Source organism: Archangium gephyra, assembly GCF_042230915.1.
Taxonomy (GTDB): domain Bacteria; phylum Myxococcota; class Myxococcia; order Myxococcales; family Myxococcaceae; genus Archangium; species Archangium gephyra_B.
Genome location: NZ_CP102578.1, coordinates 8780947 through 8805568, shown reverse-complemented (window position 1 = coordinate 8805568; position 24622 = coordinate 8780947). Strand labels below are relative to the sequence as shown.

The 24622-nt window shown below is 69.7% G+C and carries 26 protein-coding genes; 9 read left to right on the top strand and 17 right to left on the bottom strand.

The genetic code is table 11. The features are described from left to right. Nucleotides 1-189: 189 nt before the first annotated feature. Both NR798_RS34470 and NR798_RS34465 read left to right on the top strand, forming a co-directional pair. On the top strand, nucleotides 190-834 hold the full coding sequence (locus NR798_RS34470) for a DUF3332 domain-containing protein (RefSeq protein ID WP_375766786.1): 645 nt from the start codon (nucleotides 190-192) through the stop codon (nucleotides 832-834). A 64-nt stretch (nucleotides 835-898) separates the two neighbouring features. After that, a complete protein-coding gene (locus tag NR798_RS34465; RefSeq protein WP_375766785.1) occupies nucleotides 899-2044 on the top strand; it encodes an aminotransferase class V-fold PLP-dependent enzyme in 1146 nt (381 codons plus the stop codon). 23 nt (nucleotides 2045-2067) lie between these two features. On the opposite strand, the gene NR798_RS34460 is transcribed toward NR798_RS34465, so the two are convergent. Continuing rightward, a complete protein-coding gene (locus tag NR798_RS34460; protein ID WP_375766784.1) occupies nucleotides 2068-2709 on the bottom strand; it encodes a phospholipid scramblase-related protein in 642 nt (213 codons plus the stop codon). A 48-nt stretch (nucleotides 2710-2757) separates the two neighbouring features. Next, a complete protein-coding gene (locus NR798_RS34455) occupies nucleotides 2758-3696 on the bottom strand; it encodes a LysR family transcriptional regulator (protein ID WP_375766783.1) in 939 nt (312 codons plus the stop codon). A 97-nt stretch (nucleotides 3697-3793) separates the two neighbouring features. Between NR798_RS34455 and NR798_RS34450 the strand changes: the two genes are divergently transcribed. Both NR798_RS34450 and NR798_RS34445 read left to right on the top strand, forming a co-directional pair. Continuing rightward, nucleotides 3794-4783 carry a zinc-binding alcohol dehydrogenase family protein gene (locus NR798_RS34450; RefSeq protein WP_375766782.1) on the top strand — a complete coding sequence of 330 codons (990 nt, stop codon included), beginning with the start codon at nucleotides 3794-3796 and terminating at the stop codon, nucleotides 4781-4783. An 88-nt stretch (nucleotides 4784-4871) separates the two neighbouring features. Further along, nucleotides 4872-5810, top strand: a complete 939-nt coding sequence (locus NR798_RS34445; RefSeq protein WP_375766781.1) for a methyltransferase domain-containing protein — start codon at nucleotides 4872-4874, stop codon at nucleotides 5808-5810. Here NR798_RS34445 and NR798_RS34440 read toward each other — a convergent pair. Both NR798_RS34440 and NR798_RS34435 read right to left on the bottom strand, forming a co-directional pair. Next, nucleotides 5797-6222 carry a DUF1801 domain-containing protein gene (locus NR798_RS34440; protein WP_375766780.1) on the bottom strand — a complete coding sequence of 142 codons (426 nt, stop codon included), beginning with the start codon at nucleotides 6220-6222 and terminating at the stop codon, nucleotides 5797-5799. The genes NR798_RS34445 and NR798_RS34440 overlap by 14 nt on opposite strands. A gap of 27 nt (nucleotides 6223-6249) precedes the next feature. Continuing rightward, the gene (locus NR798_RS34435) at nucleotides 6250-8025 is read right to left on the bottom strand and encodes a serine/threonine-protein kinase (protein WP_375766779.1); all 1776 of its coding nucleotides are present in this window, start codon (nucleotides 8023-8025) and stop codon (nucleotides 6250-6252) included. Nucleotides 8026-8078: 53 nt separating this feature from the next. On the opposite strand from NR798_RS34435, the gene NR798_RS34430 reads away from it, so the two are divergent. Further along, a complete protein-coding gene (locus NR798_RS34430; protein ID WP_375766778.1) occupies nucleotides 8079-8393 on the top strand; it encodes a YciI family protein in 315 nt (104 codons plus the stop codon). 109 nt (nucleotides 8394-8502) lie between these two features. Here the strand turns inward: NR798_RS34430 and cysK are convergent, their stop codons facing one another. Genes cysK through NR798_RS34415 form a run of 3 tightly spaced genes read right to left on the bottom strand, consistent with a single transcriptional unit; the run spans nucleotide 8503 to nucleotide 11047 of the window. Next, entirely contained in the window at nucleotides 8503-9423 is a 921-nt protein-coding gene (gene cysK, locus NR798_RS34425; protein WP_375766777.1) for a cysteine synthase A, read from the bottom strand. A 54-nt stretch (nucleotides 9424-9477) separates the two neighbouring features. After that, nucleotides 9478-10323, bottom strand: coding sequence for a serine O-acetyltransferase EpsC (gene epsC, locus NR798_RS34420; RefSeq protein WP_375766776.1), 846 nt, complete (start codon nucleotides 10321-10323; stop codon nucleotides 9478-9480). Between the two features lie 19 nt (nucleotides 10324-10342). Continuing rightward, nucleotides 10343-11047: a hypothetical protein gene (locus NR798_RS34415; protein ID WP_375766775.1), complete on the bottom strand. Its 705-nt coding sequence runs from the start codon at nucleotides 11045-11047 to the stop codon at nucleotides 10343-10345. A gap of 71 nt (nucleotides 11048-11118) precedes the next feature. On the opposite strand from NR798_RS34415, the gene NR798_RS34410 reads away from it, so the two are divergent. Then, nucleotides 11119-12471: a DUF6986 family protein gene (locus tag NR798_RS34410; protein WP_375766774.1), complete on the top strand. Its 1353-nt coding sequence runs from the start codon at nucleotides 11119-11121 to the stop codon at nucleotides 12469-12471. Between the two features lie 584 nt (nucleotides 12472-13055). Here the strand turns inward: NR798_RS34410 and NR798_RS34405 are convergent. The 3 genes from NR798_RS34405 to NR798_RS34395 all read right to left on the bottom strand — a co-directional run bounded on the left by NR798_RS34405 (nucleotide 13056) and on the right by NR798_RS34395 (nucleotide 16025). Then, the gene (locus tag NR798_RS34405; protein WP_375766773.1) at nucleotides 13056-13985 is read right to left on the bottom strand and encodes a Ppx/GppA family phosphatase; all 930 of its coding nucleotides are present in this window, start codon (nucleotides 13983-13985) and stop codon (nucleotides 13056-13058) included. 164 nt (nucleotides 13986-14149) lie between these two features. Next, nucleotides 14150-14710 carry a hypothetical protein gene (locus NR798_RS34400; RefSeq protein ID WP_375766772.1) on the bottom strand — a complete coding sequence of 187 codons (561 nt, stop codon included), beginning with the start codon at nucleotides 14708-14710 and terminating at the stop codon, nucleotides 14150-14152. Between the two features lie 52 nt (nucleotides 14711-14762). Further along, nucleotides 14763-16025, bottom strand: a complete 1263-nt coding sequence (locus NR798_RS34395) for a hypothetical protein (RefSeq protein ID WP_375766771.1) — start codon at nucleotides 16023-16025, stop codon at nucleotides 14763-14765. A gap of 104 nt (nucleotides 16026-16129) precedes the next feature. Between NR798_RS34395 and NR798_RS34390 the strand changes: the two genes are divergently transcribed. The 3 genes from NR798_RS34390 to NR798_RS34380 are packed head-to-tail and all read left to right on the top strand — an operon-like array spanning nucleotide 16130 to nucleotide 17698. Further along, entirely contained in the window at nucleotides 16130-16834 is a 705-nt protein-coding gene (locus tag NR798_RS34390; RefSeq protein WP_375766770.1) for a DUF6249 domain-containing protein, read from the top strand. A gap of 22 nt (nucleotides 16835-16856) precedes the next feature. Further along, on the top strand, nucleotides 16857-17405 hold the full coding sequence (locus NR798_RS34385) for an RNA polymerase sigma factor (protein ID WP_375766769.1): 549 nt from the start codon (nucleotides 16857-16859) through the stop codon (nucleotides 17403-17405). Continuing rightward, a complete protein-coding gene (locus NR798_RS34380) occupies nucleotides 17402-17698 on the top strand; it encodes a hypothetical protein (RefSeq protein WP_375766768.1) in 297 nt (98 codons plus the stop codon). Before NR798_RS34385 ends, NR798_RS34380 begins: the two co-directional genes overlap by 4 nt. Before the next feature lie 15 nt (nucleotides 17699-17713). On the opposite strand, the gene NR798_RS34375 is transcribed toward NR798_RS34380, so the two are convergent. The 7 genes from NR798_RS34375 to NR798_RS34345 all read right to left on the bottom strand — a co-directional run bounded on the left by NR798_RS34375 (nucleotide 17714) and on the right by NR798_RS34345 (nucleotide 24520). Next, on the bottom strand, nucleotides 17714-18241 hold the full coding sequence (locus NR798_RS34375) for a peroxiredoxin family protein (protein WP_375766767.1): 528 nt from the start codon (nucleotides 18239-18241) through the stop codon (nucleotides 17714-17716). A 76-nt stretch (nucleotides 18242-18317) separates the two neighbouring features. Then, nucleotides 18318-19496 (bottom strand): heparin lyase I family protein, encoded by a 1179-nt coding sequence (locus NR798_RS34370; protein WP_375766766.1) that lies wholly within the window; start codon nucleotides 19494-19496, stop codon nucleotides 18318-18320. Between the two features lie 271 nt (nucleotides 19497-19767). After that, entirely contained in the window at nucleotides 19768-20181 is a 414-nt protein-coding gene (locus tag NR798_RS34365; RefSeq protein ID WP_375766765.1) for a hypothetical protein, read from the bottom strand. 83 nt (nucleotides 20182-20264) lie between these two features. Further along, complete coding sequence (locus tag NR798_RS34360; protein WP_375766764.1) at nucleotides 20265-21305, bottom strand: acyl-CoA desaturase; 1041 nt, start codon at nucleotides 21303-21305, stop codon at nucleotides 20265-20267. Between the two features lie 30 nt (nucleotides 21306-21335). Continuing rightward, nucleotides 21336-22766: a serine hydrolase domain-containing protein gene (locus NR798_RS34355; RefSeq protein ID WP_375766763.1), complete on the bottom strand. Its 1431-nt coding sequence runs from the start codon at nucleotides 22764-22766 to the stop codon at nucleotides 21336-21338. Nucleotides 22767-22877: 111 nt separating this feature from the next. Then, nucleotides 22878-23684 (bottom strand): hypothetical protein, encoded by an 807-nt coding sequence (locus NR798_RS34350; RefSeq protein WP_375766762.1) that lies wholly within the window; start codon nucleotides 23682-23684, stop codon nucleotides 22878-22880. Nucleotides 23685-23770: 86 nt separating this feature from the next. After that, on the bottom strand, nucleotides 23771-24520 hold the full coding sequence (locus tag NR798_RS34345) for a hypothetical protein (protein ID WP_375766761.1): 750 nt from the start codon (nucleotides 24518-24520) through the stop codon (nucleotides 23771-23773). Nucleotides 24521-24622: the final 102 nt, after the last annotated feature.

The following is a 24622-nucleotide window of genomic DNA, read 5'->3' as shown; positions in this document are numbered from 1 at the left end:
CTCTCCCTCCGGGAGAGGGACGGGGTGAGGGTGCCACGGGTCTCGAGTCGAGCCCGTGTCCCCGCGGCCCTTTCCAATTTCCATCACGCGTTTCAAGTCCCCCGCACGCGACTGCGGACACGCCCTCCACCGGAGGCTAGGTTGCGCCTCCAGCGGGCCGGAGCCCCGGACACCGCTCAAGGAGGATTCATGAAGTCGCGTTCGTCTCGTCTGGTCGCTGCGCTGTTCGCCGCCGTCCTGTCGCTCCACGTGTCGGGCTGCTTCGGTTCGTTCCAGCTGACGCGGAACATCTACGGCCTCAACGAGCGCATCTCGGACAACAAGTTCGTGCGGTGGCTGGTGTTCCTCGGCTTCACCATCATCCCGGTGTACGGGGTGGGGTCGCTGGTGGACGCGCTGGTGTTCAACAGCCTGGAGTTCTGGACGGGCAGCAACCCGCTGGCGAACGCCGAGACGAAGGAGGATGGGTCGCGGGTGGTGAAGCTGAGCCCCACGGACACGCTGCGGCTGTCGAAGGACGAGCAGCACGGGGTGCTGCGCGTGGAGCTGGAGCGCGCGGGCGAGGCGCCCCGGGTGCGCTACTTCGAGCCGCTCGAGAACGGCATGGCGGTGCGGGACGAGGCGGGCGTGCTGCTGGTGCGTGCGCATGAGCGCGTGGACGGCTCGCTGGAGGTGGTGGATGCCGCGGGCGCGACGGTGACGGTGCACTCGCGTGAGGCGGTGGCCGAGGCCAACGCGGCCCTCCAGCAGGAGGGCGTGGCCGGGCTGGTGCGCCACGTGACGCCCCAGGCCTCCATGCAGCAGGGGCTCGCGCTGGCCTGCCAGGGCCGCTGAGTCCGTCCTCTGGCGGCGCGTCCAGGGCCGCACGGGCGCGCCGTCCTGGCATGATGCGCCCGCCATGACCTCGTCTCCCAACCTCGACGCGTACCGCTCCGAGTTCCCCGTCGTGCAGGAGCAGCTGTACTTCAACCACGCGGGTGTCGCGCCCACGAGCCAGCGGGTGGCCACGGCCATGCGCGAGTGGGTGGAGGACCTGCTCCAGCACGGCGTGCGCTACGAGCGCGGCTGGGAGGCGCGCACGGAGAACACGCGCCAGCTCGCGGCGAGGCTGGTGGGCGCGGCGCCGGAGGAGATCGCCTTCGTGCGCAACACGGGCCACGGCCTGGGCCTCGTCGCCGAGGGGCTCGACTGGCGGCCCGGGGACGAGGTCGCCGTCGCCTCGTCCATCGAGTACCCCTCCAACGTCTACCCGTGGCTGCACCTGCGCGACCGCGGCGTGTCCGTCCGGGAGATCGAGCCCGTGGAGGGCGGCGTCACCCCCGAGGCCGTGGCCGCCGCGCTCACCCCGCGCACCCGGCTCGTGGCCCTCAGCTCCGTCCAGTTCGCCTCGGGCTACCGCACGGACCTGGACGCCATTGGCGCGCTCTGTGAGCGCTCGGGCGTCCTCTTCTGCGTGGATGGCATCCAGAGCGTGGGCTGCCACCCGGTGGACGTGAAGAAGAGCCGCATCCACTTCCTCAGCGCCGACAGCCACAAGTGGATGATTGGCGTGTCGGGCATCGGCTTCCTGTACGTGGACAAGGACGTGCTGCCGCGCGTGCGGCCCGTGCTCGTCGGCTGGCGCTCCACCACGGATTCCTGGAACTTCAACCGCGCCCACTTTGAGCTGCGCCCGGACGCCTTGAAGTTCGAGGAGGGGAGCCAGAACTACGCCGGCACCTACGCCCTGGGCGCCGCGCTGGGGCTGCTGCTGGAGGTGGGCCTGGAGAACGTCGAGCCCCGCATCCGGGCGCTGCTCACCCACCTGGACGAGGAGCTGCGCGCCTTCGGGTGCGAGACGGGGCCTTCTCCCGCCCACCGCGCGGGCATCCTCACCTTCCTGCCGCCTCGGGGCGACGTGAAGGCGCTCGCCTCGCACCTGTCCGAGCGCAACGTCAGCTTCTCGCTGCGCCGCGGACGCATCCGCATCTCGCCCCACTTCTACAACCAGCCCGGGGAGATCGACCGGTTGGTGGAGATGGTCCGCGCCTTCTCCGGGAAGTGAGCCCTGGGGCGGGAGCGGGCCCGTCAGTCCTTGCTCTCGCGCCGGTTCTCGAAGTGGACGAAGTCGATGAGGAAGGTGGCGGCCACCACCAGCGGGCGCAGGCGCGCGTCACGCGTGGGGCCGTCGAACTGGACGCCGAAGTTGTCCGCGTCCGTGAACAGCTCCTTGCCGAAGCCGCTCCACTTCTTGGCGATGGTGCCCACCTCGCGGCCTTGCTCCTCGATGACGAACGTCCACGGGCGGAAGAAGGGCCCGCGCAGGTGGGCCAGCTCCTCGCCGCCCGGGCCGAGCACGTCATAGGCGCGGGTGAAGAAGCGGAAGCGCTGCTGGATGATTCCCAGGAGCCGGCCCTCCCCATCCTCCACCTCCAGGGTGGAGAACCAGAAGCGCCAGGGCCGCCGCAGCCGCAACACCGTGGCGCCCGAGGTCGTCTTCAGCTCCATGGTGAAGGGCCGCTTGGCCTTGAGGAAGTTGCGCAGCAGGAAGAGGCCCAGCCCGCTGCCCACCTCGCCCGCGTAGAGGAGCGTCTCGCCGTCGTCGCCCACCACCTGGTACGTGTTGCGGCCCTCGAAGCCGGTGAGGATCTCTCCCCACTCCTTCGTCTGGCGCACGCGCAGCGCGTTCTGGTGGAGCAGCGGGGCCAGGGCAGTGGAGTCAGCGGGCATGGGCACCTCCGGGGCTTCGGTCCGGGCGGACTCTAACCGATACCCGGCTCATCCCCGCCGTCTTGGACGGACGTGGGGCCGGCCGGGCTGGAAGGTCTCCTCCAACAGCTCGACGAAGCGGCGCACCTTGACCGGGACGTAGGGGGAGGGCGCGTAGATGGCGAACACGCCGCGTCCCACGGGGATGAAGCGCTCGAGGACGGACTCGAGCCGCCCGGCCGCGAGGTCCTCCTCGACGAGGTAGCGGGGCAGGTCGGCGATGCCGAGCCCGGCGAGCGCGGCCTGCCGCAGGGCATGGGTGTTGTTGACGTGCAACCGGCCCGAGACGCGGAGGGGGGTGGTGTGCTCCGCGTCCTCCGTGGCGCGCAGGTTCCACGTCTCCACGGGCTGGCCCGCGACGAACACGATGCATTCGTGGTTCGCGAGCTCGGCGGGCCGGCGGGGGCGGCCTGCCCGGGCGAGGTAGCCGGTGCTGGCGCAGAGCACGCGCTGGTCGTTGTCGAGCCTGCGGGCCACGAAGGCGGGCGGTGGCTGGGCCGTGATGCGGATGGCCACGTCGATGCCCTCCTCGATGAGATCGACCCTGCGGTCCGACAGCTCGGCGTGGACCTTCACGGACGGATGCGCCTGCTGGAAGGCCAGCACCACCGGCATGATCCGCACCTGGCCGAGCACCGTTGGCGCGGTGATGCGCAGCGTGCCGTGCGGCGTCTCCTGGACGCTCTCCGCCTCGCGCTCGACGGCTTCGATGGACTCGAGGATGGAGCGGGCCCGCTCGCAGTAGCGCGTGCCGGCCTCGGTGAGCTGCATGCTGCGCGTGGTGCGCTGGAGCAGCCGGATCCCGAGCCGGGCCTCCAGCCGCGACACCTGCTTGCTCACCGCGGAAGAGGTCATGCCCAGCCTCGCCGCGGCGGCGGTCAGCGAGCCGGCCTCGACGACGGCGACCAGGATGGACATGCCGGTGATGGCCTCGCGGTGCTCGAGCATTCGTGAATCCTCGTCAAGAGTCCTCGTCCTGGGGACGCCTGTTTCATCCTCCAGGAACGATACACATTCCGTTCGTCCCCTTTCCAAAGAGAGTTCCATGTCCCTTCCCACCACCCGCAAGGCCCTCATCGTCAGCGCCGCAGATACGAGCCAGTTCGAGCTCGTGGAGCGCGAGGTCCCCCAACCCGGTCCGTATGAGCTCCTGGTCGAGGTCAAGGCCGTCTCGGTGAACCCCGTGGACACCAAGGTGCGCGCGAAGCGGGCGGGCAAGGTGCTCGGCTGGGATGCCTCGGGCGTCGTGGTGGCCCGGGGCTCGGAGGTGAGGCGCTTCCGCGAGGGCGACGAGGTCTTCTACGCCGGGGAGATCACCCGGGAGGGAACGAACACGTCGCTGCACCTGGTGGACGAGCGCATCGCCGGGCGCAAGCCGCGCAAGCTGGACCACCTCCACGCCGCGAGCATCCCCCTCACGGCGCTCACGGCCTGGGAGGGCCTCTACGAGCAGCTCGAGGCGAAGCGGGGGGGCACCCTGCTCGTCATCGGGGCGGCCGGAGGTGTCGGGTCGCTCGCCGTGCAGATGGCCAGCCGGGTGACGAAGATGAACGTCATCGGCACGGCCTCCCGCGACACCACCCGGGAGTGGGTGAAGAAGATGGGCGCGGCCCACGTGGTGAACCACCGCGAGAACCTGCCCGCGCAGCTCGCGGCGCTCGGCGTGAAGAACGTGGACGCCATCTTCTGCTGCGTCGGCACGGACGCGCACTTCGAGGCGATGGCGGAGGTGATCGCCCCGGGGGGCCGCATCGTGTCCATCGTGGAGCCCGAGCAACCGTTGCCGATGGGGAAGCTCTTCGGCAAGCGGGCGAGCTTCGCGTGGGAGTTCATGTTCTCCAAGTCGATGCACAAGACGCCGGACCTGGTCTCGCAGCAGGCCATCCTCGACCGCGTGGCGGACTTGTTGGACGAGGGCGTGCTCACCTCCACCCTGACGGTGGACGCGGGTGTGCTGGAGCCCGCCGCGCTCGCCGAGGCCCACCGCACCGTGGCGTCCGGCAAGATGGTGGGCAAGCTCGCCTTCCGCCTGTAGGCCCGGAGACCTTGCGGGCACATGGGAAAGACGCCAGGCCGGACGCGTTCGCTAGGGACGGGGGGCTGCGTGTGACACCCTGCTGGCCATGCCGCCCGACTCCCCGACCCCCCGTGTCGCCCCCTGGTGGGTCGAGCGTGCCGAGAACCTCCTGAGCTCGAAGGATGAGCGGACGCTGGACCTGGGCTCGCTGTGGGAGCTCTTCGAGCGCTTCGCCTTCGTGCAGGAGAACGTGGAGCCGGACCTGCTCCTTCTCGACGTCCAGGCCCGTCCGGAGCTCCAGGCGCTCTGGGACGCGGTGGAGGCGCGTGCATACTCGGTGACCGAGGCGCTGGATGCGGCCGGAGATGATGTCGTCCAGCAGCTGCGCACGGGAGACCTCGTGGCGGCGGGCTTCCGGGATCGGTGGGAAGGGCTCGGCTTCACCGAGGCCGCTGGCCGCGCGAGCACAGCGGCGGATGACTGGCTCGATGGCCTGCTGCGCATCTCGCGCATCACCACCGGCCAGAACCGGCCCCCCTTCGGTCAGGTGAACATGGCCTCGCGGGCCCAGCGCATCTCCGACTTCCTGTCCATCACGAGCCCCGGACAGCACGACACCATCTACGATCTCGGCTGTGGCAACGGGAAGTTCGCCATCACCGTGGCCGCGAGCTCCGCGGCCCGGGTCAAGGGCGTGGAGTACGGCCAGGAGTACGTCGACTCCGCGCGGCGCAACGGCGAGCGTTTCGCGCTGCGCAACCTGGAGTTCATCCACGCGGATGTCCGCGATGTGGACCTGTCGGACGGCACCGCGTTCTATCTGTACTTCCCCTTCTGGGGAGAGGTGGCGCACGCGGTGGCCCGGATGCTCGGCGATGTCGCGCGGGCCCGGGACATCACCGTGTACGCCTCGGGTCCCCGCCACGACTACGGCGAGCACTTCCTCGAGCAGGTGTCGCAGGGGGCGCTGTGTCTCGCGCCGCAGCGCCTGGACTTCGCCGACGTGATGGTCCTGCGCAGCGCCGACGCGTCTAGACGTGCCTGATCCACTCGCGGAGGACCTTCGCGAAGGTGGCGCGTTTCGCGTCGACGTCCTTTGAATCGCGGAACTTCACCGACGCCCGGTCCTTGGCGAGCCACTCGAGCAATGAGTCCGGGTCGGCGATCTGGATGCCCGTGGCCGCGGTGTCCCGGGTCTTCGCTCCCAGGTGCAGGATGATCTGCACGCCGTCCTTCGCTCGGAGCTGGAAGGTCGCGAAGTACTCCGAGGTGCGGAAGCTCGGCGCGTTCCACTTGATGCCTTCTTCGATGCTTGGGTCAGCACCGAGGATGATCTGCCGGAGCGCGAGAATCTCCTGCTTGAACGGGTGCTCGAGTGACGCGAGAAACGTCTCGACGCTCTCCGGTGCGGATGCACCGCGCTTCGCGGGTTTCGGGCTGGCGGCTTTCGAGGGCACGGCGCACTCCTGGGGGTCGGGTGGGTTTCAGCGGGGGCGCTGGATGATTCGCGTTTCCTGCTCCGCGACGGGTGGCGCGGCTCTCGGACCGAGGAGCCGTGTCGCCTCCGAATCCGCTCCGGACGCCGCCGCGGCCTCGCGCGTGAGCAGCGTCTCCACTTCGGCGGGCGTGGGATCGCTGAGCTCCGAGAGTGCCCGCTCGCGCGTCCATCGCTCCGCGAAGTTCTCGCGCAGCCAGCTCGCGAGGTCGACCGCCGGAAGCGAGTGCCGGACCGGCTCGAACGCGAGCAGGAAGGCTCTCGCGTCGCTGTAGCGCCGCTCCAACTCGGGGTGGAGCGCGACGCCGAGGACGTTCCTGAGCTGCTGATACGCGGCGGGGGCCTCGGGCCGCTGCCCGTGCGGGAGCGGGTGGCCATTCAGGGAAGAGTCGGGGAGATCGCCGAACAGCAGCTCGTAGAGGACGCAGCCGAGCGCGAAGAGATCTCCGGACACGGTCGCCTCGGCTCCCTGGAGGCGCTCGGGCGGCATGTACGGCATCTTTCCGATGATGCCACCGGCCTGCGTGAGCCGGTTCCCGGGAGGCGGGGAGACGCTCGTGGAGACGCGCTCCTGGGGGTCTCCGGCACCGTGCGCGATCCCGAAATCGACGACCTTCACCACCCCATCGAAGGACACGACGAGGTTGTCCGCGCTGATGTCGCGATGAATCACGCCCCGCTCGTGCGCGTAGGCGAGCCCGCGCAGGGCCTGCTGGCAGATCTCGACGATCACCTCGAGCGGCAGCCGGCCTCCGCTCTCGACGCGCCGGACGAGCTCGAGCACGTTCACGCCACTCAGGTACTCCATGACGATGAACCACCCGCCATCGATCTGCCCGAGGTCATGGACGGACACGATGTTCGGGTGATGGAGGCGCGCGGCGGTGCGAGCCTCGCCGATGAAGCGCTGGACCTGGACCGCGGGGTCCTCGGCGTCCGCATCCAGCATCCGCTTGAGGACGACGAGCCGGTGGAAGCCCGCGCGGCCGGTGCGCACCGCGAGCCACACCTCGCCCATGCCGCCGCGCCCGAGCCGGCTGAGCCGGCGGTAGCGGTGGATGCCGGTTCCAAGGTCCGCGCCCCGGAGCGAGCGTGCGGTGAGGATCGCCAGCGCGGTGGTGGCGAACAGCAGGAAGGGCAGTCCTACGAGCGCGAAGAGCGGAGGCCCCGGGAGCCAGCCCGCGTCGATGGCGAGCTCGCGGCAGAGCAGGAGGAGCGCGCAGAGCGCGGCGGCGAGCACGGCGGCCGCCATGGCACCCCGGCGCTTGAGGAGCCGCGCCGCCTCGACGGCCCAGGTCCCGGCCACGCTCGTCGCGAGCAGCCAGAACAGCGGGAGGCTCAGGCCCGCGGTCGCACGCGAGAGCGCCTCCGCGGTCAACCCGGCCGTGGGCAGCGTGAGGACGGACCAGGAGACGTCGAGCACCCGCACGCTCCCGAGCGCCAGGGCTACGCCCAGCATCACGCGCCGCCAGAGCGTGAGCGGCTGATCCAGCAGCGACCACGCGACGCGAAGCAGGGTGTAGGGGAGGGGAATCGACGGCAGGACGCCGAGGATCAGCCACGGCCGCGTGTCGGCGATCATCGCGCTGGCTTCGCGGCTGGTGAGCCCGATGGAGAAGGTGAGGACCGCGAACGCGAGGAAGCTCGAGGCGAGCCATAGCTGGACCCGCTGGGAGCGCACCGCGGCCCAGGTCACGAAATGCACCAGCGCGAGGACGAGGAACGCTCCCGCGAGCGCGAGGTGCAGCATGGTGTAGGGCGTCACGGCCCGGCAGCGTAGTCGACCCGGCGGCCCACCGTGAAGTAAGGAGCCGCCCCATGCCCTCCAGCCTCTTCTTCGCCCGCCTCGTCCCGAATCGTCCCGACTTCCCGATGTCCATGACCGCCGAGGAGCAGGCCACCATGCGCGCGCATGGCGAGTTCCTCCAGGGCCAGCTCGCGGCTGGCTCGCTCATCGTGGCGGGCCCGGTGCTCGACCCCTCGGGCGTCTTCGGAATGGCCGTGTTCGAGGCGGAGTCGATGGACGCGCTCCGCGGCCTGCTCGAGCGCGATCCCGCGAAGGCGCTTGGGCGCTACGAGATCGCGCCCATGGGTCCGGGCTCCTTTGGTCGGGACCGTCCCGCGGGCGCCTGAGCCGCGGACCCGCAGGGGCACGAGCCCAGGGTCCTCGAGACCCTCACCCCGGCCCTCTCCCAGGGGGAGAGGGAGGCGTGGGGGAGGGGGTCTCCTGCGTGGAGCGGGGTTACTGCGCCGGGAAGAGGTTCTCGATCGACAGGTAGCGCTCGCCCGTGTCGTAGCAGAAGCACAGCACCCGGCTCTTGTCGGGGATCTCCGACAGCTTCTTGTTCACCGCCGCCAGCGCCGCTCCCGAGGAGATGCCCACGAAGATGCCTTCCTCGCGCGCCGAGCGCTTCGCGAAGTCGAACGCCTCCTCCTCGGTCACCTGGATGGTGCCGTCCAGCGCGTCCTTGTGCAGGTTCTTCGGGATGAAGCCCGCGCCGATTCCCTGGATGGGGTGCGGCCCCGGCTGCCCGCCGCTGATCACCGGCGACTTCGTCGGCTCCACCGCCAGCACCTTCAGCTTCGGCCACTTCTCCTTCAGCACCTCGGCGCACGCCGTGATGTGCCCACCCGTCCCCACGCCCGTGATGATGTAGTCCAGGCCCTCGGGGAAGTCCTTGAGGATCTCCTGCGCCGTGGTGCGCTTGTGCACCTCGATGTTCGACTCGTTCTCGAACTGCTGCGGCATCCACGCGTTCGGGTTCTGCGCCACCAGCTCCTGCGCCCGGGCGATCGCGCCCTTCATGCCCTGCGCCCGTGGCGTCAGCTCGAACGTCGCTCCGTACGCCGCCATCAGCCGCCGCCGCTCGATGCTCATCGAGTCCGGCATCACCAGGATGATCTTGTAGCCCTTCACCGCCGCCACCATCGCCAGGCCAATTCCCGTGTTGCCCGACGTCGGCTCGATGATGACGCTGTCCTTCTTGAGCAGGCCCCGCTTCTCCGCGTCCTCGATCATCGCCAGGCCGATGCGGTCCTTGATGCTCCCGCCCGGGTTGGCCCGCTCCAGCTTCATGTACACCTCGACGCGCGAGGGGAAGAGCCGGTTGATGCGCACGTGCGGCGTGTTGCCGATCGTCTCCAGGATGTTGTTCACCTTCATGGGGATGGGCCTCGTCAGGGAAGTGTCCGTTACAGAAGACGAATATCCGCTACATCAGATATGATATTCAAGCTCGTCGAACTCGACATTCGCCTCCCGGTGCCGGACCTCGCTGCGGCGGGTGACCATGGACTCGGGGGGGATGCTGTGGGTGATGAAGGCGTTGCCCGCGATGATGCTGCCGCGGCCCACCACCGTATTGCCGCCGAGGATGGTGGCGTTGGCGTACACCACCACGTCGTCCTCGATGGTGGGGTGGCGCTTCTTGTCCGCCAGGTCCTTCTGCACCTGGAGGGCGCCCAGCGTCACGCCCTGGTAGATCTTCACCCCGGTGCCGATGAGGGTCGTCTCGCCGATGACCACGCCCGTGCCGTGGTCGATGACGAAGCGCCGGCCGATGGTGGCGCCCGGGTGGATGTCCACGCCGGTGCGCTGGTGCGCCAGCTCCGTGAGGAGACGGGGCAGCAGCGGGAAGCCCAGGGCGTGCAGGGCGTGGGCGATGCGGTAGATGGCGATGGCGTAGAAGCCCGGGTAGGTGAGGATGACCTCGTCCACGTTGCGGGCGGCGGGGTCGGCCTCGTTGATGGCCTCGGCGTCCTGCCGCAGCCAGGCGTAGATCTCCGGGAGCTGCTCCATGAAGCGCTGGGGCATGTCCGCGGAGAGGCCCGGGTAGCGCGGCGCGAGCGTGTCCAGGGCGCGCGTGAGGATGGCTTCGACCACCGCCACCTCGGAGCGGATGCCGACCGAGCTACAGTCCATCCGCTCGGCGAAGTGGGGGAAGAGCAGTGCCAGGACCTTCTCGATGAGCTCGGGCGCCGCTGCGCGCACGTCAGGCGGGAAGCAGTGGTGCCTGCGCGCCTCGATGAGGGTCTGGATGAGCCGGCCGTTGGGTTCGTCCATGGGCCGGGCACGTTACCCGTTAGTACCGGCCTCCGCCCAGTGCACTGACGGCGGCCGACAACACACGGTTTTCGACACCCCAGACGGCCTTGTTGAGGCCCTTGATGCCGGCGCCCCGGAGGTAGTCGGTGAAGTCGTGGAGGGCCGTGGAGCGCTGCATGCGCTCGGTCTTGGCGGCGTAGAGCAGGGGAGTGCCCGGCGCGCCGGTGATTCCCAGGTCCGGACAGGCCTCGGACAGCTTTTGGGCGTCGATGCCCGTCGCCGCCGACATCAGGGCCACGGTGAACTTGTGGACGGGCAGCTCCCGGGCGTTGGGGATCTTCTTCAGCACCTCCTGGCGCGTCTCGGGGCCGGAGTCGAGCTGCTCCAGCGTCACCTTGGAGATGGCCAGGAGCTGCTCGTTCGTCACGTGCTTGTTGTCGAGGATGGCCCGGCGGAAGAGGCTCTCGGGGGTATCCCCCTTGATCTTGATGTCGCACTGCTTGAGCCGGTCGAGCATCCCGTTGATGACCCGGCCCAGCTCCGAGTCCGCCGGGGCCCGCCAGGTGCCCACGGGGGCCTGGACGGCCTTCACGCCCGCGGCCTCGAAGCCGCTCTTCTGGGCATGTCCGACGGCCTGGGAGGGGGTGGCCGTCTGGACGGTGTTCGCGGCGGGGCGGGGCTCGGCCCGGGTGGGCTGGGCGAGCGTCTGGTGGGCAACGGGGCGGCGGCCGATCGGGTCCATGGGGGCATTATCCGCGATTCCCGGTGCGGAGTTGCGTCCCGCCTCCCTGGGCGCGAGGCTCCGGCCGCTCCATGAAGACGACCCTGACCGCCCAGAGCCTCTCGGACACCCGTGCCGCCCTGAAGGAGGCGAACACGGCCTTCAACCACCGCTACCCGGGGGAGTCCTCCCGGCGGCAGCCCATCCACTCCGTGTATGGAGGGGCCCACCTCTTCAAGGCGGAGACGGCCTCGAAGCTGGCCGAGGTGGCGCTGCGCTCGTGGGAGGAGCACGCGCCGGATGCGCGCACCCTGGCCCGCGTGCTGGGGCTGGCGGAGGAGGGCACGCTGGCGGAGACGGTCCACGCGCGCGTGGTGTCCAAGCTGCGGCGCGAGGCGGTGGAGGACTACCGCATCGACTTCGAGGATGGCTATGGCCACCGTTCGGACGCGGAGGAGGACGGGCATGCGGTGGCCGCGGCCGAGGAGCTGGCGCGAGGCCTGGAGCGGGGCTCGCTGGCGCCCTTCACCGGCATCCGCATCAAGTCCTTCAGTGACGAGCTCTTCGCGCGGGCCGTGCGCACCCTGGACCTGTTCCTCTCCGCGCTGGTGGAGAAGACGGGCGGGCGCCTGCCGCCCCACTTCGTGGTCACCCTGCCCAAGGTGACCCTGCGCGAGCAGGTGGCCGCGCTCGACTCCGTGCTGAGTGGCCTGGAGACGGGCCTGGGGCTGGAGCGGGGCGTGGTGAAGGTGGAGCTGATGGTGGAGACGCCGCAGTCCCTCTTCGACCCGGAGGGACGCCTGGCCCTGCCGAGGCTGGTGGCCGCCGCGCAGGGACGCTGCACGGGCGCGCACTTCGGGGCGTACGACTACACCGCCGCGTGCGGCATCACCGCGGCGCACCAGCACCTGTTCCATCCCTCCTGCGACTTCGCCCGGCACGTGATGCAGGTGTCCTTGGCGGGCACGGGCGTCCATCTCTCCGATGGCGCCACCACCGCGATGCCCGTGGGGCCGCACAAGGCGCCCAAGGGAGGCGCGCTCACCCCGGCGCAGCAGGAGGAGAACCGCGCCGCCGTGCACCGCGCGTGGCGGCTTCACGCGGACAACGTGCGCCAGGCGCTGACGAATGGCTTCTACCAGGGGTGGGATCTGCACCCGGCGCAGGTGCCCGTGCGCTACGCCGCCGTGTACGCCTTCTTCCTGGAGGGGCTGGAGGCGGCCTCGCGCCGGCTGAAGGCCTTCATGGACAAGGCCGCCCAGGCCACGCGGCTGGGGGATGTCTTCGACGACGCGGCCACCGGACAGGGGTTGATCAACTTCTTCCTGCGCGGCATCGCCTGCGGCGCCCTCACCGAGGACGAGGCCCGCGCCGCCGGACTCACCCTGGAGGAACTGCGCACCCGCTCGTTCCTGGAGATCCTCCAGGGGCGCCGGGGGAGCTGACGCGTTGTGGGGGATGCCCACGTTGTCTCCTCCGCCTCAGTGTGAGCCGGAGGAGAACCAGGACGGGCTGCCCGGGTTAACTGCAACTATATTGGCAGTTATTGCAGTCAGTGCAGTTGGACTCGGTGCACTTGACACAGCGAGTGCAGACGGCACAGCACCAGGTCTCGCATCGATCTTCAAGAGCGCTCCGCATATCGGAGTCCACGGCCGCGCAAGCTGTCGTATCGCCATTGGCACACCGTGCCTGCATGGCCGCAGCGTAGGTGTCTACCTGCTGCTCGGCATCCTGTGGGGCGAGGTCACTAGCGCCGCAAGCAGCAAAAAACAAAGCGCCAACAGTGACAACGATTGACAGCAACTGTCGCATCTGGACTTGCTCCTGGCTCTAAATCGGAAGCTCCTCACCCTGCCATCAGGACGAGGAGGACATGCAGGGTAACAGGACGGATCGCAGCTCACCCGCCAATTCCAGCCATCCGGGAGTCCAGTCAGGGGTCGTCGACTTCTCGGGCTGGAGGGGGCAATCCGCCGTCACTTGGAGTCGACTACAAGTGAACTGGCCGTCCTGCCAGCGGGGGTGCTCAGGAGTGGGTGGCTCCGAAACGGTGCGCGAGCAGGCCCCAACACAGGCCCCGGTCGCTCACCAGGCAGCGGTCGAGCCCGAGTGCCCGAAGGCCCTCGAGCAGGATGAGGCAGCCGGCGGGAATCACGTCCTCGCGTTTGGGCAGGAGGCCGGGCAGCTTCTGGCGCTCGGCGAGCGGCAACCCGCACAGCTTGTCCGCCAGCGCCTCCAATTGGACGAGCAGGAGGGGGCCGCCGTGCACGCGCGCGGAGTCGTACGGGTCAATGGCGTGCTGCACGGCGAAGAGCGTCGTCACCGTGCCGGACATGCCCACGAGCCGGGCGTCCGGAGGGCAGGGGGGCAAGGCGGAGAACGTCTCGCGCAGGTGGGCCTCCACGCGGGCCCGGTCCCCAGCGGTCAGCGGATCCGTCGTCACGTAGCGCTCGCTCATGCGCACCGAGCCCACATCGAAGCTGTGGCAGAAGGACACGCGGCCTTGGGTGTCGCCGTAGATGAACTCGGTGGAGCCGCCGCCGGTATCCATCACCACGAGGGGCCCCGAGGCGTCACGCCCGAAGTCCGCGCAGGCCGAGGTGAAGCACAGTTGCGCCTCCCATTCTCCGGAGAGGATGTCCACGGTGACGCCAGCGCGTTGTTGGGCGGAGGAGAGGAACCCGGCACCGTTCTCCGCGTCGCGCGCGGCGCTGGTGGCGGACACGGCGATGGCCTCCGCGCCGAGGCTCCGGGCCTCGGAGGCGAAAGCGGAGAGCACCTGGAGGGTGTCCTCCATGCCCTCGGGCGAGAGGCGGCGGCTCTTGTCCACGCCCCGGCCCAGGCGGGTGATTTCAGCGCGCTCGCGGACGGCCTGGAAGCGGCCATCGGGCTGGCGGTCGGCGACGAGCAGGAGGACCGCGTTGGTCCCTACGTCGATGGTGGCGTACCGAGGCATTCGCCGGAGCCTATCAGCCTGGCAGCGCCTCCAACGTCGCGCTGGACGTGTTCGCGTGCGTGAGCCCGCTCGTTCCTGGTCCGCGACGGGCTCGTGAAGCGCGTCTGGTACTACCCCGCTGTCGAGCAGGCGAAGGTGTCTCCCTGAAGGCTCAGCCTGACGGCTCAGAAAGACAGGCCCAGGGAGAAGCGCGCGTCGGGCGTCAGCGGGCCCAGCAGCACCCCCGCGGGTTGCCGCAGCGGGAAGTAGGTGGTGCCTCCAGCGACGAGCTGCGCGCTGACGCCGAAGTAGCGCGCCAGCCAGTACGTGCCATCGAGCGTCGCCACGGCATTGAGCCCCCACTGCGTGCGGAAGGCCCCCTGGCTCACCGCGTAGGCGGAGGTGTTGCGAGCGCCCGCGAGCGCCGACAGCCGCAGCGACAGGCCCCGTCCCGCGTCGTCGCGGCCCTCGTACAGACTCCAGCGAGGGCCCGCCCGGAGGTACAGCGAGCCGATGACGGGGTTGACGAGCGTGATACCCAGCTCCACGTCCACCAGCGGAATGGCGTTCACCGTCAGCGAGCCGCCCATGTAGTCCGGCACGCCCGTCCGCCAGGAGGCCCGCACCGTGAGGATGCCGCGCCGTGGGGAGGTGCTCGCCACCGGGGTGCCGGAGTCCGGCTCGCTGGCCCGGGCTTCCGGGAGGCCCGTGCAGAGCAGGGCGCCCGCGAGCGCCGCTCCGCGCATCCATGTTCCTTGCTGCCGCATCACTGTCCCTCGCTGTGCTCGCGCGAGCGCGTCACTCCGTCATGTACAGGTAGGCCAGACACATCTCGTCGTCGGTGCCCTCGCCCCACGTCACGGTGCGGGACGTGGGGTTGTCCCAGACGCAGGTGAGCTTCAGCTGGCTGAAGAGCGGCACGCGCAGTGGCTGCTTGTAGATGTACATCTGCTGCCAGTGGAAGTCCCACGCGGGAATCTCGATGAGGGGCTCCCCGCCCAGCTCCACCTGGATGCGCCTGCCCTTGGTGTGCATGTGCGGCAGCACGCCCCAGAGGATGCCCGCGGGCACGTACTGCTCGGTGTGGTGCGAGTACCCGGTGGCTCCCGGGGGAATGGCGAACGCACCGTCCACCAGGGGGTAGAGCGAGGCGCGCTTGGAGATGGGCTCGCGCGCGAACTGCAACGCCATGCGCGTGAGGTCCGGCTGGGCCTCGCCGTGCATCGCGGTGACGTGCCCGGCTTCGGTCTGCCGCTGGGCGATGTTGTAGTGAACCTGCATGACGAAGACGGCGTCAGCGGCCACGCGCACGCCCGTGCCCCCCGGGTAGCGGGTGGGCGGCGAGCCCGGAGCCCAGGCGCCGAGCAGCGAGGCCCCATCGATGCCCGAGTCCCCGAAGCACGTCCAGCCGGCGCCCGCCTCGCGTGCATCGCGGTCGAGCGCCACCTGGCGGGGCGCGGCGAAGAGCAGCACGTGGTGCACCTGCTGCTTCACGCCTGGCATCACCTCGAAGCCGATCAGATCCTTCCTCTCCTCGAGGTGGGGATCCAACAGGAAGCAGTGGTAGTCGTCCGCGGCCACGTCCTTGGGCAGGTAGGGCTCAGCGGGGCCGATCGTCAGGTTGGTCCAGGCGAGGGGCGGCGTGGGCTCGCGGGGAGGGGGTGCGTCGTTCGGGTCCCCCTCGGGCGCTCCCTGCTCGGACCAGGCCGAGAGGATGTCCACCTCGCCCTGCGTCAGCCGCCGCGAGTCCCGGAAGTGGTGGGGGCCCTCCGCGGGCATCCACGGCGGCATCCGGCGCGCCCGCACGGAATTGGCCAGCGCGGCGTGCATCCCGGAGGCCTCGCCGTACGTCTCCAGCGCGAAGGGGGCGACCCCATTCTGGGTGTGGCAACCCTGGCAGCGCTCCTGGACGATGGGGAGCACGTCCCGGTGCCACGAGACGGGGCCTCCGTCGTAGCGAGGGCCCTCCTCGGGAGGGTCCGCGGGGGTGGAGGAGCAGCCCGGAAGCCCGAGCCAGACGGTCCCCAGCATCAGCAGGAGCAGGCGGTCGCGCGTTCTCATCTTGGGCCCGCACCATGCCAGCACCCGAAAAAAATAGGGGGGGTGAATCCAGGAAATGGGGTCCGGGAGTCCTAACGTCCGTAAAACCGACGGAAGGACTCCTGATGAAGACCTGGTTGCTCACGGCGTGTCTCCTGGCCACCCTCGCGGGAGGGCGGGCCGCGTCCGCCCCCATGCCTGAGGCCCCCGCTACTCCACCTGCCCCTCGCGCCGTGAAGGCCCCGCTGCCTCCGCAACTGGAGGCCCAACGCCAGGACCTGGAGGCCCGCAGGAGCGAGCTCGAGGCCGAGCAGCGGCAGCTGGATTCCGACATCCAGCAGCTCGAGGCGGAGGCGCGGGAGATCGATCCGCAGGGGCGGCTCACCGCCGACCAGCTCTACAACCTCATCCAGGAGCGCGAGGCCCGGCGGCGTTCCCAGGCCGACTTCGACCCCACGCCCGCCATCATCAGCATGTCCCTCTTCGGCTGCTCGCTGACGGCCTTCCTGGCCTGGCTGGTGGCCGGCTACCGCAAGACGCGCCAGCTCCATGAGACGGTGCGGTTGATGGTGGAGAAGGGGGCGGACATTCCCCAGGGGATGCTCGCGCCGGTGCCCCGCAGGAAGCCCTCGGATCTGCGCCGGGGCATCATCCTGTCCTCGTCGGGGCTGGGGCTGGCGATCTTCCTGGCCGCCGTGCCCGGCGCGCCGGGGACCTGGGGCGCGGGGGTGATGCTCCTCCTCATCGGCGTGGGACACATGATTGTCTGGCGCCTGCAGCAGGGACGGGGCCCGTTGTCGGCCGCGCTCTTGCCGGAGCCCCAGCAGTAAACAGTCCGCAGCCCCCCGTCCCATGGCCCCTCCTCCCCCAGCCCCCACCGACGCCGAGCTCATCACCCGGGTGCTCGTGCGTGACGACCGGCGCGCCTTTGGCGAGCTGGTGGCGCGGCACCAGTCCGCGGTGCGCGGGCTGCTGCGCCGGCTGACGGGGGGAGACGTGGCGCAGGCGGATGACCTGGCGCAGGAGACCTTCTTGCGCGCCTACCGGGGGCTGCGCGGGTACCGGGGTGGGGCGAAGTTCTCCTCCTGGCTCTACCGCATCGCCTGCAACGTCTTCTTCAGCCGGGACCGCGGCAGCCGTGACGCCCCCCCGGAGCCTCCCCTCCTGGAGGCGGAGCGCACCGAGCTGGCCCTGCCGGACCTGGTCCTGGAGCGCCACGATCTGGAGAAGGCGCTCGCCGCGCTCAAGCCCCGCGAGCGAGCCGCGCTCGTGCTCACCTACGCCAACGAGCTGACCCACGAGGAGGCGGCGGTCGTGCTCGACTGCCCCGTGGGGACGCTGAAGACCCATGTCGCGCGCGCGAAGGAGAAGCTGCGCCGGCAACTCGAGGAGGTCCCATGAACGGCCACGATGACGAGGTCTGGCTGGACACGCTGCTCCAGCGGCAACTGCCCACCGGGCCCTCCGACGACGGCTTCCGGGAGCAGCTGCTCCAGCGCCTGCCTCCGCCCGAGCGGCCCGCGCGGCGCGTGTTCGGCCTCGGCCTCACGTGGCTGGTGGCCGCCCTCATCCTGCTGCTGCTGCCCACGGGTGGGGACACCGTGGCACTCTCGTCCATGTACGCGGGCAACCTCATCGTCCCCAGCTGCCTGGGGACGGCCCTGCTCTGGTACGTGGTGGACGGCCTGACGTGAGCGGAGCGGGGGCCGCTACAGCCACATCCGCCAGAGCAGCCCGAGGCGGGTGGTGTAGCCGACGGCCGCCCGCTCGAGCTGGCCCTCGGAGGAGACGAAGAAGGTGGTGGGGAACTGCTCGACGCCGTAGGCGCGCCTGAGCTCCTCGCTTCCCAGCAGCACGGGGTAGTCCACGGAGTGCTCGCGCGCGAAGCGGCGCACGTCCTCCTCGTCCTCGTAGGCCACCGCGACGGACAGCACGTGCGCGGAGCCGCCCACGGTGCCCTGGAGGGCGGAGAGGGTGGAGGACTCGGCCTTGCACACCCCGCACCAGGGGGCCCAGAAGGCGAGCACCACCGGCTTGCCCTGGAGCTCGGACAGGCGCACCTGTCCGCCAGAGAGGGTGCGCAGGGTGAAGTCCGGCGCGGGGGCGCCCGTCGGCAGGCGGCGGGTCTGCCAGGCCATCACCGCCAGGAAGACGAGCCCCACCAGCGCGAGGTCCATCAGTTGGCGCACCCACCAGCGCTCGCGCGCCCGGTGCCAGACGTCCTTCAGTCGAGCCATGAGGCGCATCATCCAACCGCCAGCAGCGGAACGCCACCGTGCACGGACTCCCTCTCCCTCTGGGAGAGGGAATGGCTCAAAGCACGTCCGCGAGGGTGCGGCCCATGGTCCAGCCGTCGTGGTAGACGACGCCCGTCTGGGTGACGGTGTCGCTGCGGTACAGGCCCACCTTCAGGTAGTTGAGCATCCCGGCGAACTGGGTGGCGATGTTGCGCTTGGGCAGGACGAGCTGGCCGTTGTGGTACAGCTCGACGAAGCCCACGGTGGCATCGGGCGACCACTTCACGTGGAGGATGAAGTCCTGCCACTGCCCGCGCACCAGCGGGGCCTTCCACACGATGACGCCGGGGTCCCCGCCGATGTTCAGACGCACCTCCTCGCCATACACGTAGAACTCCAGGGGAGGCGAGCCGCAGCAGCCCTCGTGGTGCCACTGGGCGAAGAGCTGCCACGTCCTCACGCTGGGGAAGTCCGAGGCGAACATCGTGTTGAAGCGGTAGTAGTACTCCGAGCCCACCGGCTCGCGCGTCATCTTCACCAGCTCGTTGCGGTTGCCGCTGGAGTTGATGGGATCATCGCCCTGGCGCACGGTGGCCTTGAGGGCGTAGCTGCCCTGGCGCACCGGCGAGGGCACCACCTGCAGCCGGTCCGAGCTGACCATCTGCGTGCTGCTCCACTGGCTGATGTCTCCCGTCTCGAAGTCGCCGCGCCACACCACGGTGGAAGCGGCGGGCGCCCCACACACGCGGGCCTCGGCGATGCTGGCCCAGTCGTTCAGGGTGTTGCCATTGACGTAGATGCGCAGGCGGCGCGCGGTGCGCGAGGCGAAGGTATACGTCTCCGCCGCCTCCGTCGTCCCGCTGCTCGTGCCGGAGTAGACCTGCGTGTAGTTCACCCCATCCGAGGACACCATCAGGGTGAAGTTGTTGGCGCGCACGTTGCCGTCGTGCCACGCGATGGCCGCCCCGGAGATGGCCTTGTCGGAGCCCAGGTCGTAGTCGATCCACGAGCCCTTGCCGAGGTTGCTCCAGCGCGTGTCGAGCAGGTCATCGCGCGTGTTGTCCGGCAGGTTGCCGTCATGGCCGGAGGCAATCACCGACGCCGTGGCGAGGGGGGTGCAATTCTGCACCGTCAGTCCGGCGGCCGCTGTCGTGAAGGTGTCGGGTGTTGCCTCGGTGGCGGAGGTCTCGGGGGCGCCGCAACCAGCACCGGCGATGATGAGCAGGGTTTCAGCCAACACGAGGAGTTTCTTCACGGGTGGATTCTCTCGATGAGTTGAAGACAGACAGCGGCGGGGGGAAAGACTGACGTCGGGATGCAGCCCTCCCGTCGCGCCAGACGAGGCTCATGGCCCCGGGCGCTCGGAGAGGCATTGGGATGGGTCGTGGTATGAGCATCCACCAAAACTATTTGGTGCTCAACACTCAGCCGGGACGCCTGCTCGCTGCCCAGCCGGGCGATGCAACGGATTCAAGCCATATGGCTGTAATTCTGCACAGCGCCACTCGGAAGGGCTTCTACGGACGTCAGGGATTGGCGCGGAGGCGTGTCACGGCAGGGCGCGGAGGAACTCGGTGAGCCGGGTGGCCATGGCCTGATGGGTCGCGGCCGATGGGTGCCAGTCCTCTCCATATCAGCAACAGCTCGAGGGCATCTCGGCTGAACCAGACCTTGATGGAGACACCCGGGTAGGAGAACGCGGCGGCGCCAGCGGAGAGGTCCACCCGCCCCGTGTATTGGATGCGCGGATCCGAAGGCGGCACCGTCACCCAGGTGGGCGCGGACGGTGTCTGCTCCGGCACGGGCAACTCGGGCGCGGGGGCTTCCGGCGGGGGACTCTCGCCCGGTGTCTCGTCCGTGGGGAGCGGCTCCATCCCGTGTCCACCACACGCGAGAAGGACCGAGACGGCCCAGGCGAGGGTCTGGGTGCGCGTGGCCATCCGTTGCTCCTCTGTCGGTCGAGGAGGAGCAAGGTAGGGAGCGCGGTATCGGCCAGTTGGCCCGGGAGACAGCCGTCTGTCGTTCAGCGATCCAACCGGGCGGCCAGGAGGGCTTCCGGAGAGGGCTCGCGCAAATCCCAGGCCAGCCCGAGCCGTGCCAGCAGGCGGAGGAGGAGCCCACCCAGGTCCACCTGCCACCACCGGAAGTCGGTGCGGGCCGAGCCGGGGAAGGCGTGGTGGTTGTTGTGCCAGCCCGCGCCGAGCGTCAGCAGCGCCATCACCACGTTGTTGCGGCTGGTGTCGCGGCTGTTCAGCCAGCGGACTCCCATCGTATGGCCCACCGAGTTGATGGCGAAGGTCACCTGCTGGACGACGTAGTAGCGCACGAGGCCGCCCCAGACGAAGCCACGCAGGGCACCGGCCCAGGACTGCGTGACGAGGCCTCCCACGAGGGCGGGCAGGGCGAAGCCGAGCAGCACCCAGGTGCCATAGCGCTGGTTGAGGCGCACGAGCGGCTCGTCGCGCAGCAGATCCGGCAGGGTGCGCGCGATGCGGTGGGCCTGGTCATCCTCTGGCGAGGTCAGGAGGCCGGCCGGTGACGCGCGGTGGCGGTCCAGGAGCCGGCCGAAGCGGCCGATGGCGGGCACCTCGAGGTACCAGAGGAACTGGGCCCAGAAGAAGCCGCGCACTCCGCCCCAGAAGCCCTTGCGGCCGAACAGAGGCGAGTGCAGGTCCCCTGGCTGGTCCGTGTGCGCATGGTGCGTGCGGTGCACGGCGCTCCACAGCAGGGCCGAGCCCTGTCCCGCCATGGAGCCGAGGATGAGGAAGAGGGCGCGCAGGGGGCGCGTCGTCTCGAAGGTGCGGTGCGCGAAGTAGCGGTGGAAGCCCACCTCGATGCCCACCATGGTGAGCAGGTACATCGCCCCCAGCAGGCCGAGGTCCAACCCGCTGACGCCCTCGCGCAGGAAGAGCCACACGCCGGCGCAGAAGCCGAGCAGGGGCAGGCCCTGGACGACGAAGAGCACCAGGGCCCGCCGGGCTCCGCTCAGCCGCTCGTCATGTGTCTCGGAAGGCTCGGAGGTGGAGGGGGACGGCGCGGGGGACAGGGAGGGCAGGGCGGACAACGGGAGTCTCCGATGGGGGCTGAGCGCTCATCATCGTCCAGCCCGCCCGGCGAATCCATGTGCCCCCCGGGGTCGTGCTTGCTTGCCGGATCGGATCGCGCTCAGCAGGTCCATGTGGAGGTACTTCGCCCGCGGCTGGCCCGGCTTGACGACGAAGGCGAGTCCCTGGTGGTCCTCCGTCTGGAAGGTGTCCGGGCCCGTGCGCTCCAGGGGGGACTCCTTGTCCGTCTTCAGGACGAGCCGCTTGCCGTCCCACGTCACCGTGAACTTCGCGAGGTCCGCGTGCACGTAGGTGCCCGTGTAGCGCTCGGCCTGGGTGGCGGTGAGGGGCTCGGCCTGCTCGGTGCGGGGCGGCTCCTCCGGAAGGCCGAACACCGCCTGGGTGATGCGGTCCAGGGAGCGGCGCAGGGTGACGCCATTCTCGTTGGTGAGGGTGATGACCGCGCCCCGGCGCTCCGGAAGGAAGCGGATGTGGGAGCCATAGCCGCGGCGTACGCCTCCATGCTCGAAGAGGGCCGTGTCCCCCAGCCGCATCGTCACCAGTCCGAAGCCGTAGCGCGCCACGTCCGTGCCCGGCAGGGGCACCTGTCCCGTGAAGAAGTCGCGCACCGTCTTCTCCGCGAACACCCGGCGCTCGCCGTCCACGCCCCCATTCAGCATGACGGCCGCGAACCGGGCCAGCTCGCGGGCGGAGGAGAACGCCGAGCCGGCCGGGTACATGGCGGTGTTCTCGGCCATGGGCCGGACGATCTTCAGCGCGTCCCCCGCGCCCTCGTGGCCCTGGGAGAAGTCATGGGTGAGGGCCTCGGTGGGCCGCAGGGTGGCGCGCTCCATGCCCAGCGGCTGGAAGAACTGCTCGCGCATGACGTCGGCGTAGGGCTTGCCGTGCACCCGCTCCAGCACGAGCCCCGCGAGCCAGTACCCCGGGCCGGTGTACGAGAAGATGTCTCCCGGGGGCGCGAAGAGGTAGTCGCCCTTCCATCCGCGCACCATCTCGCCGAGCGCCGAGTCGTCCTTCGACTGCACCGAGGGGGAGGCCTCGCGCATGCCGGCCGTATGCGTCAGGAGCTGTCTCAGCGTCACCCCGCCCAGGGCCGGGTGGAGGTCCTTCACGTACGTGCGGACGGGCGCATCCAGATTGACCCGGCCCTTCGCGGCGGCATCCAGCAGCGCGAGCGCCGTCATCATCTTCGTGGTGGAGCCCAGGCGGAAGAGCGTGTTCGGGGTGACGGGCGTGTGCTCCTCGAGGCTGCGCACGCCGAACGCGCGCAGGTACACCAGCTCGCCGTCCCGCACGATGGCGACCGCCGCGCCCGGGGCCCGCGTCTCCCGCAGCTCCTCCTCGATGAGCCGGGTGACGTTCTGCTCGAGCTCCTGGGACCAGGCCTTGTCCGCCGCGTCCGCCCGGGTGGCGGCCACGAGCAGCAGGACGAGCACACTCCACCGCGCGACGATTCTCATGTTCTCCGGCTCCTTGGATGCCGGGGGAACGCACGGGCGGGCGGTCTGTTCCTGGGAACCCCCAGGTACCACCGCACCCTCAGTGCATCCGGTGATGGGCAACGCTCGGCCTCAATGCCGCCCCAACTCCCTGTCCCAGTCCGACAACTGCGTGGCCACCTCGTATTTGTAGGCGCTGGAGAGTTCCTCGAACTTGTTCGGGGGAAGCGCGGAGAGGCGCTCACGCAGGAAGTCCGGATCGCCGAGCACCTCCCGGTGCTTGATATCGGTATCCACCTCGACGATGCCAGACATCACCCGGAGCACGGCTTCCTCACAATCCTCGCGGGTGGCGCGAGCCATGCGCTCCACCGTCAGGGCCAGGTGCTCTCGGACCGGGGCCGGGCCCCCGGGGCACCAGGCCTCCAGCGTCTTGCGGTAGATGTCATCCATGAGCTCCTCCAGCGTGTACTTCTGATCGAACGACCAGAACGCGTAGCGAGGGCCCTGGAGCACCTCCCAGAAGCGCAGCAGCGAGGCGAGCCTGTTCGCCATGCGCACAGCGCTATGCGGCGGAGGCGGAGACACGGCATGGTCGAGGGCTCCCCAAGGGGTGCTCAGGCAGAAGGACTCGAAGGCGTCACTCATACGCGAGCGCTCCTCCTTCGGGACGCCTTCATCCAAGCGGGTGAAGACCTCGATGAACACGTGCATCCGCCAGCGGGGCAGGGCCCAGTCGAAACCTTCGGCCCCCGCGTGCATCACCAGTACTTCGCCGGGCGGCACCTGGCGCATCTGCCGGGGCTGAGGGAAGGCACCCGTCTCAAGGTACTGCCGGGCCCACCAGCGGCCCTCGGCACTCACCTTGCGGCGAGTGGTGGCCTTGGTGCCGTAGAGCATCGCTGGAAACTCGAGCACCGGGGAGTGTTCCGTGTTCATGGCCTTGCGCCCTACCACGGAGGTCAGATGCGCCTCAAGCGCCAGGCACCTCGCGCACCCCGAAGGCGCAGACGCCTCCCACCCGCTCAATGGCAGTCCGCGGGCAGGTAGACCTGGCCCTGGAAGCCCTTGGGGCGTTCGCCTCCTTCATGGGCAGCCCGGATTGCCTGCTCGGCTAATTCGCCGCGCTGCTCTACCTCTTCCCTGGGCAACTCCTCTTCCTTCTGAGCCGCCCGCTCGTTCCAGGAGGCACCGGGCTTCTTGCGCCGGTAGCTCCAGCGGTACAGCGTCACGCCGGGCTCTGGCGTGCGCCAGGACAACTTCCAGAGTGCGCCCCCGTTCTCGAATTCGAGGAAGAGGGCCCCCTCGAAGCCGGTGCCTCCCGTGAGCTTCTTGTCAGGCTCCACCGCCTCAGTCAGGGCCGCCAGGTAGCGCCCCACCTGTTCTCGCCCTTTGCTGCGCGACTCCTCATCGTCCGGCTTGATCTCGAACAGTACGAGGAGGCGGGTATCGGTGATGTCCGGACGCAAGAGCCCCACGAACTTCGAAAGGCGCTCGGGGTCTCCCAACTTCCCCCTCTTCACGATGGTGGAGAGGCTGGTATCGAGGAAGACGCGGTTGGAGGGGTGCTGCACGCGGTACTCCCCGCCAATGGCGTAATGAGCGGCCTTGCCAAGGAAAGCGCCCCAGGGCTCCTTGGAGTCCGGCTTGCGGCCAGGCAGTGTGGAGGAGGGCGGCTGCGCCTGTGCACCGAGGGCCGCCACGAGCACCAGGAGAAAACCCGCCAGCCCCAAGTTGCTCCTCGTCCCGGTTCCACTGTTTTTCATGTCCAACATGCTCTTCCCCGGTGGGGACCTCATCTCAGTGGATGTATGGGGAGCTAGCGCCATGGTGACTATCCCATCAACGGGTGTAGGTATCTCCGTCGGGACCGAGGC

Bases quoted from the DNA above. Each gene is read 5' to 3' on its own strand.
- NR798_RS34470 (WP_375766786.1), top strand. From the start codon at position 190: ATGAAGTCGCGTTCGTCTCGTCTGGTCGCTGCGCTGTTCGCCGCCGTC.
- NR798_RS34465 (WP_375766785.1), top strand. From the start codon at position 899: ATGACCTCGTCTCCCAACCTCGACGCGTACCGCTCCGAGTTCCCCGTC.
- NR798_RS34460 (WP_375766784.1), bottom strand. From the start codon at position 2,709: ATGCCCGCTGACTCCACTGCCCTGGCCCCGCTGCTCCACCAGAACGCG.
- NR798_RS34455 (WP_375766783.1), bottom strand. From the start codon at position 3,696: ATGCTCGAGCACCGCGAGGCCATCACCGGCATGTCCATCCTGGTCGCC.
- NR798_RS34450 (WP_375766782.1), top strand. From the start codon at position 3,794: ATGTCCCTTCCCACCACCCGCAAGGCCCTCATCGTCAGCGCCGCAGAT.
- NR798_RS34445 (WP_375766781.1), top strand. From the start codon at position 4,872: ATGCCGCCCGACTCCCCGACCCCCCGTGTCGCCCCCTGGTGGGTCGAG.
- NR798_RS34430 (WP_375766778.1), top strand. From the start codon at position 8,079: ATGCCCTCCAGCCTCTTCTTCGCCCGCCTCGTCCCGAATCGTCCCGAC.
- cysK (WP_375766777.1), bottom strand. From the start codon at position 9,423: ATGAAGGTGAACAACATCCTGGAGACGATCGGCAACACGCCGCACGTG.
- epsC (WP_375766776.1), bottom strand. From the start codon at position 10,323: ATGGACGAACCCAACGGCCGGCTCATCCAGACCCTCATCGAGGCGCGC.
- NR798_RS34415 (WP_375766775.1), bottom strand. From the start codon at position 11,047: ATGGACCCGATCGGCCGCCGCCCCGTTGCCCACCAGACGCTCGCCCAG.
- NR798_RS34410 (WP_375766774.1), top strand. From the start codon at position 11,119: ATGAAGACGACCCTGACCGCCCAGAGCCTCTCGGACACCCGTGCCGCC.
- NR798_RS34405 (WP_375766773.1), bottom strand. From the start codon at position 13,985: ATGCCTCGGTACGCCACCATCGACGTAGGGACCAACGCGGTCCTCCTG.
- NR798_RS34400 (WP_375766772.1), bottom strand. From the start codon at position 14,710: ATGCGCGGAGCGGCGCTCGCGGGCGCCCTGCTCTGCACGGGCCTCCCG.
- NR798_RS34395 (WP_375766771.1), bottom strand. From the start codon at position 16,025: ATGAGAACGCGCGACCGCCTGCTCCTGCTGATGCTGGGGACCGTCTGG.
- NR798_RS34390 (WP_375766770.1), top strand. From the start codon at position 16,130: ATGAAGACCTGGTTGCTCACGGCGTGTCTCCTGGCCACCCTCGCGGGA.
- NR798_RS34385 (WP_375766769.1), top strand. From the start codon at position 16,857: ATGGCCCCTCCTCCCCCAGCCCCCACCGACGCCGAGCTCATCACCCGG.
- NR798_RS34380 (WP_375766768.1), top strand. From the start codon at position 17,402: ATGAACGGCCACGATGACGAGGTCTGGCTGGACACGCTGCTCCAGCGG.
- NR798_RS34375 (WP_375766767.1), bottom strand. From the start codon at position 18,241: ATGGCTCGACTGAAGGACGTCTGGCACCGGGCGCGCGAGCGCTGGTGG.
- NR798_RS34365 (WP_375766765.1), bottom strand. From the start codon at position 20,181: ATGGCCACGCGCACCCAGACCCTCGCCTGGGCCGTCTCGGTCCTTCTC.
- NR798_RS34355 (WP_375766763.1), bottom strand. From the start codon at position 22,766: ATGAGAATCGTCGCGCGGTGGAGTGTGCTCGTCCTGCTGCTCGTGGCC.
- NR798_RS34350 (WP_375766762.1), bottom strand. From the start codon at position 23,684: ATGAACACGGAACACTCCCCGGTGCTCGAGTTTCCAGCGATGCTCTAC.
- NR798_RS34345 (WP_375766761.1), bottom strand. From the start codon at position 24,520: ATGTTGGACATGAAAAACAGTGGAACCGGGACGAGGAGCAACTTGGGG.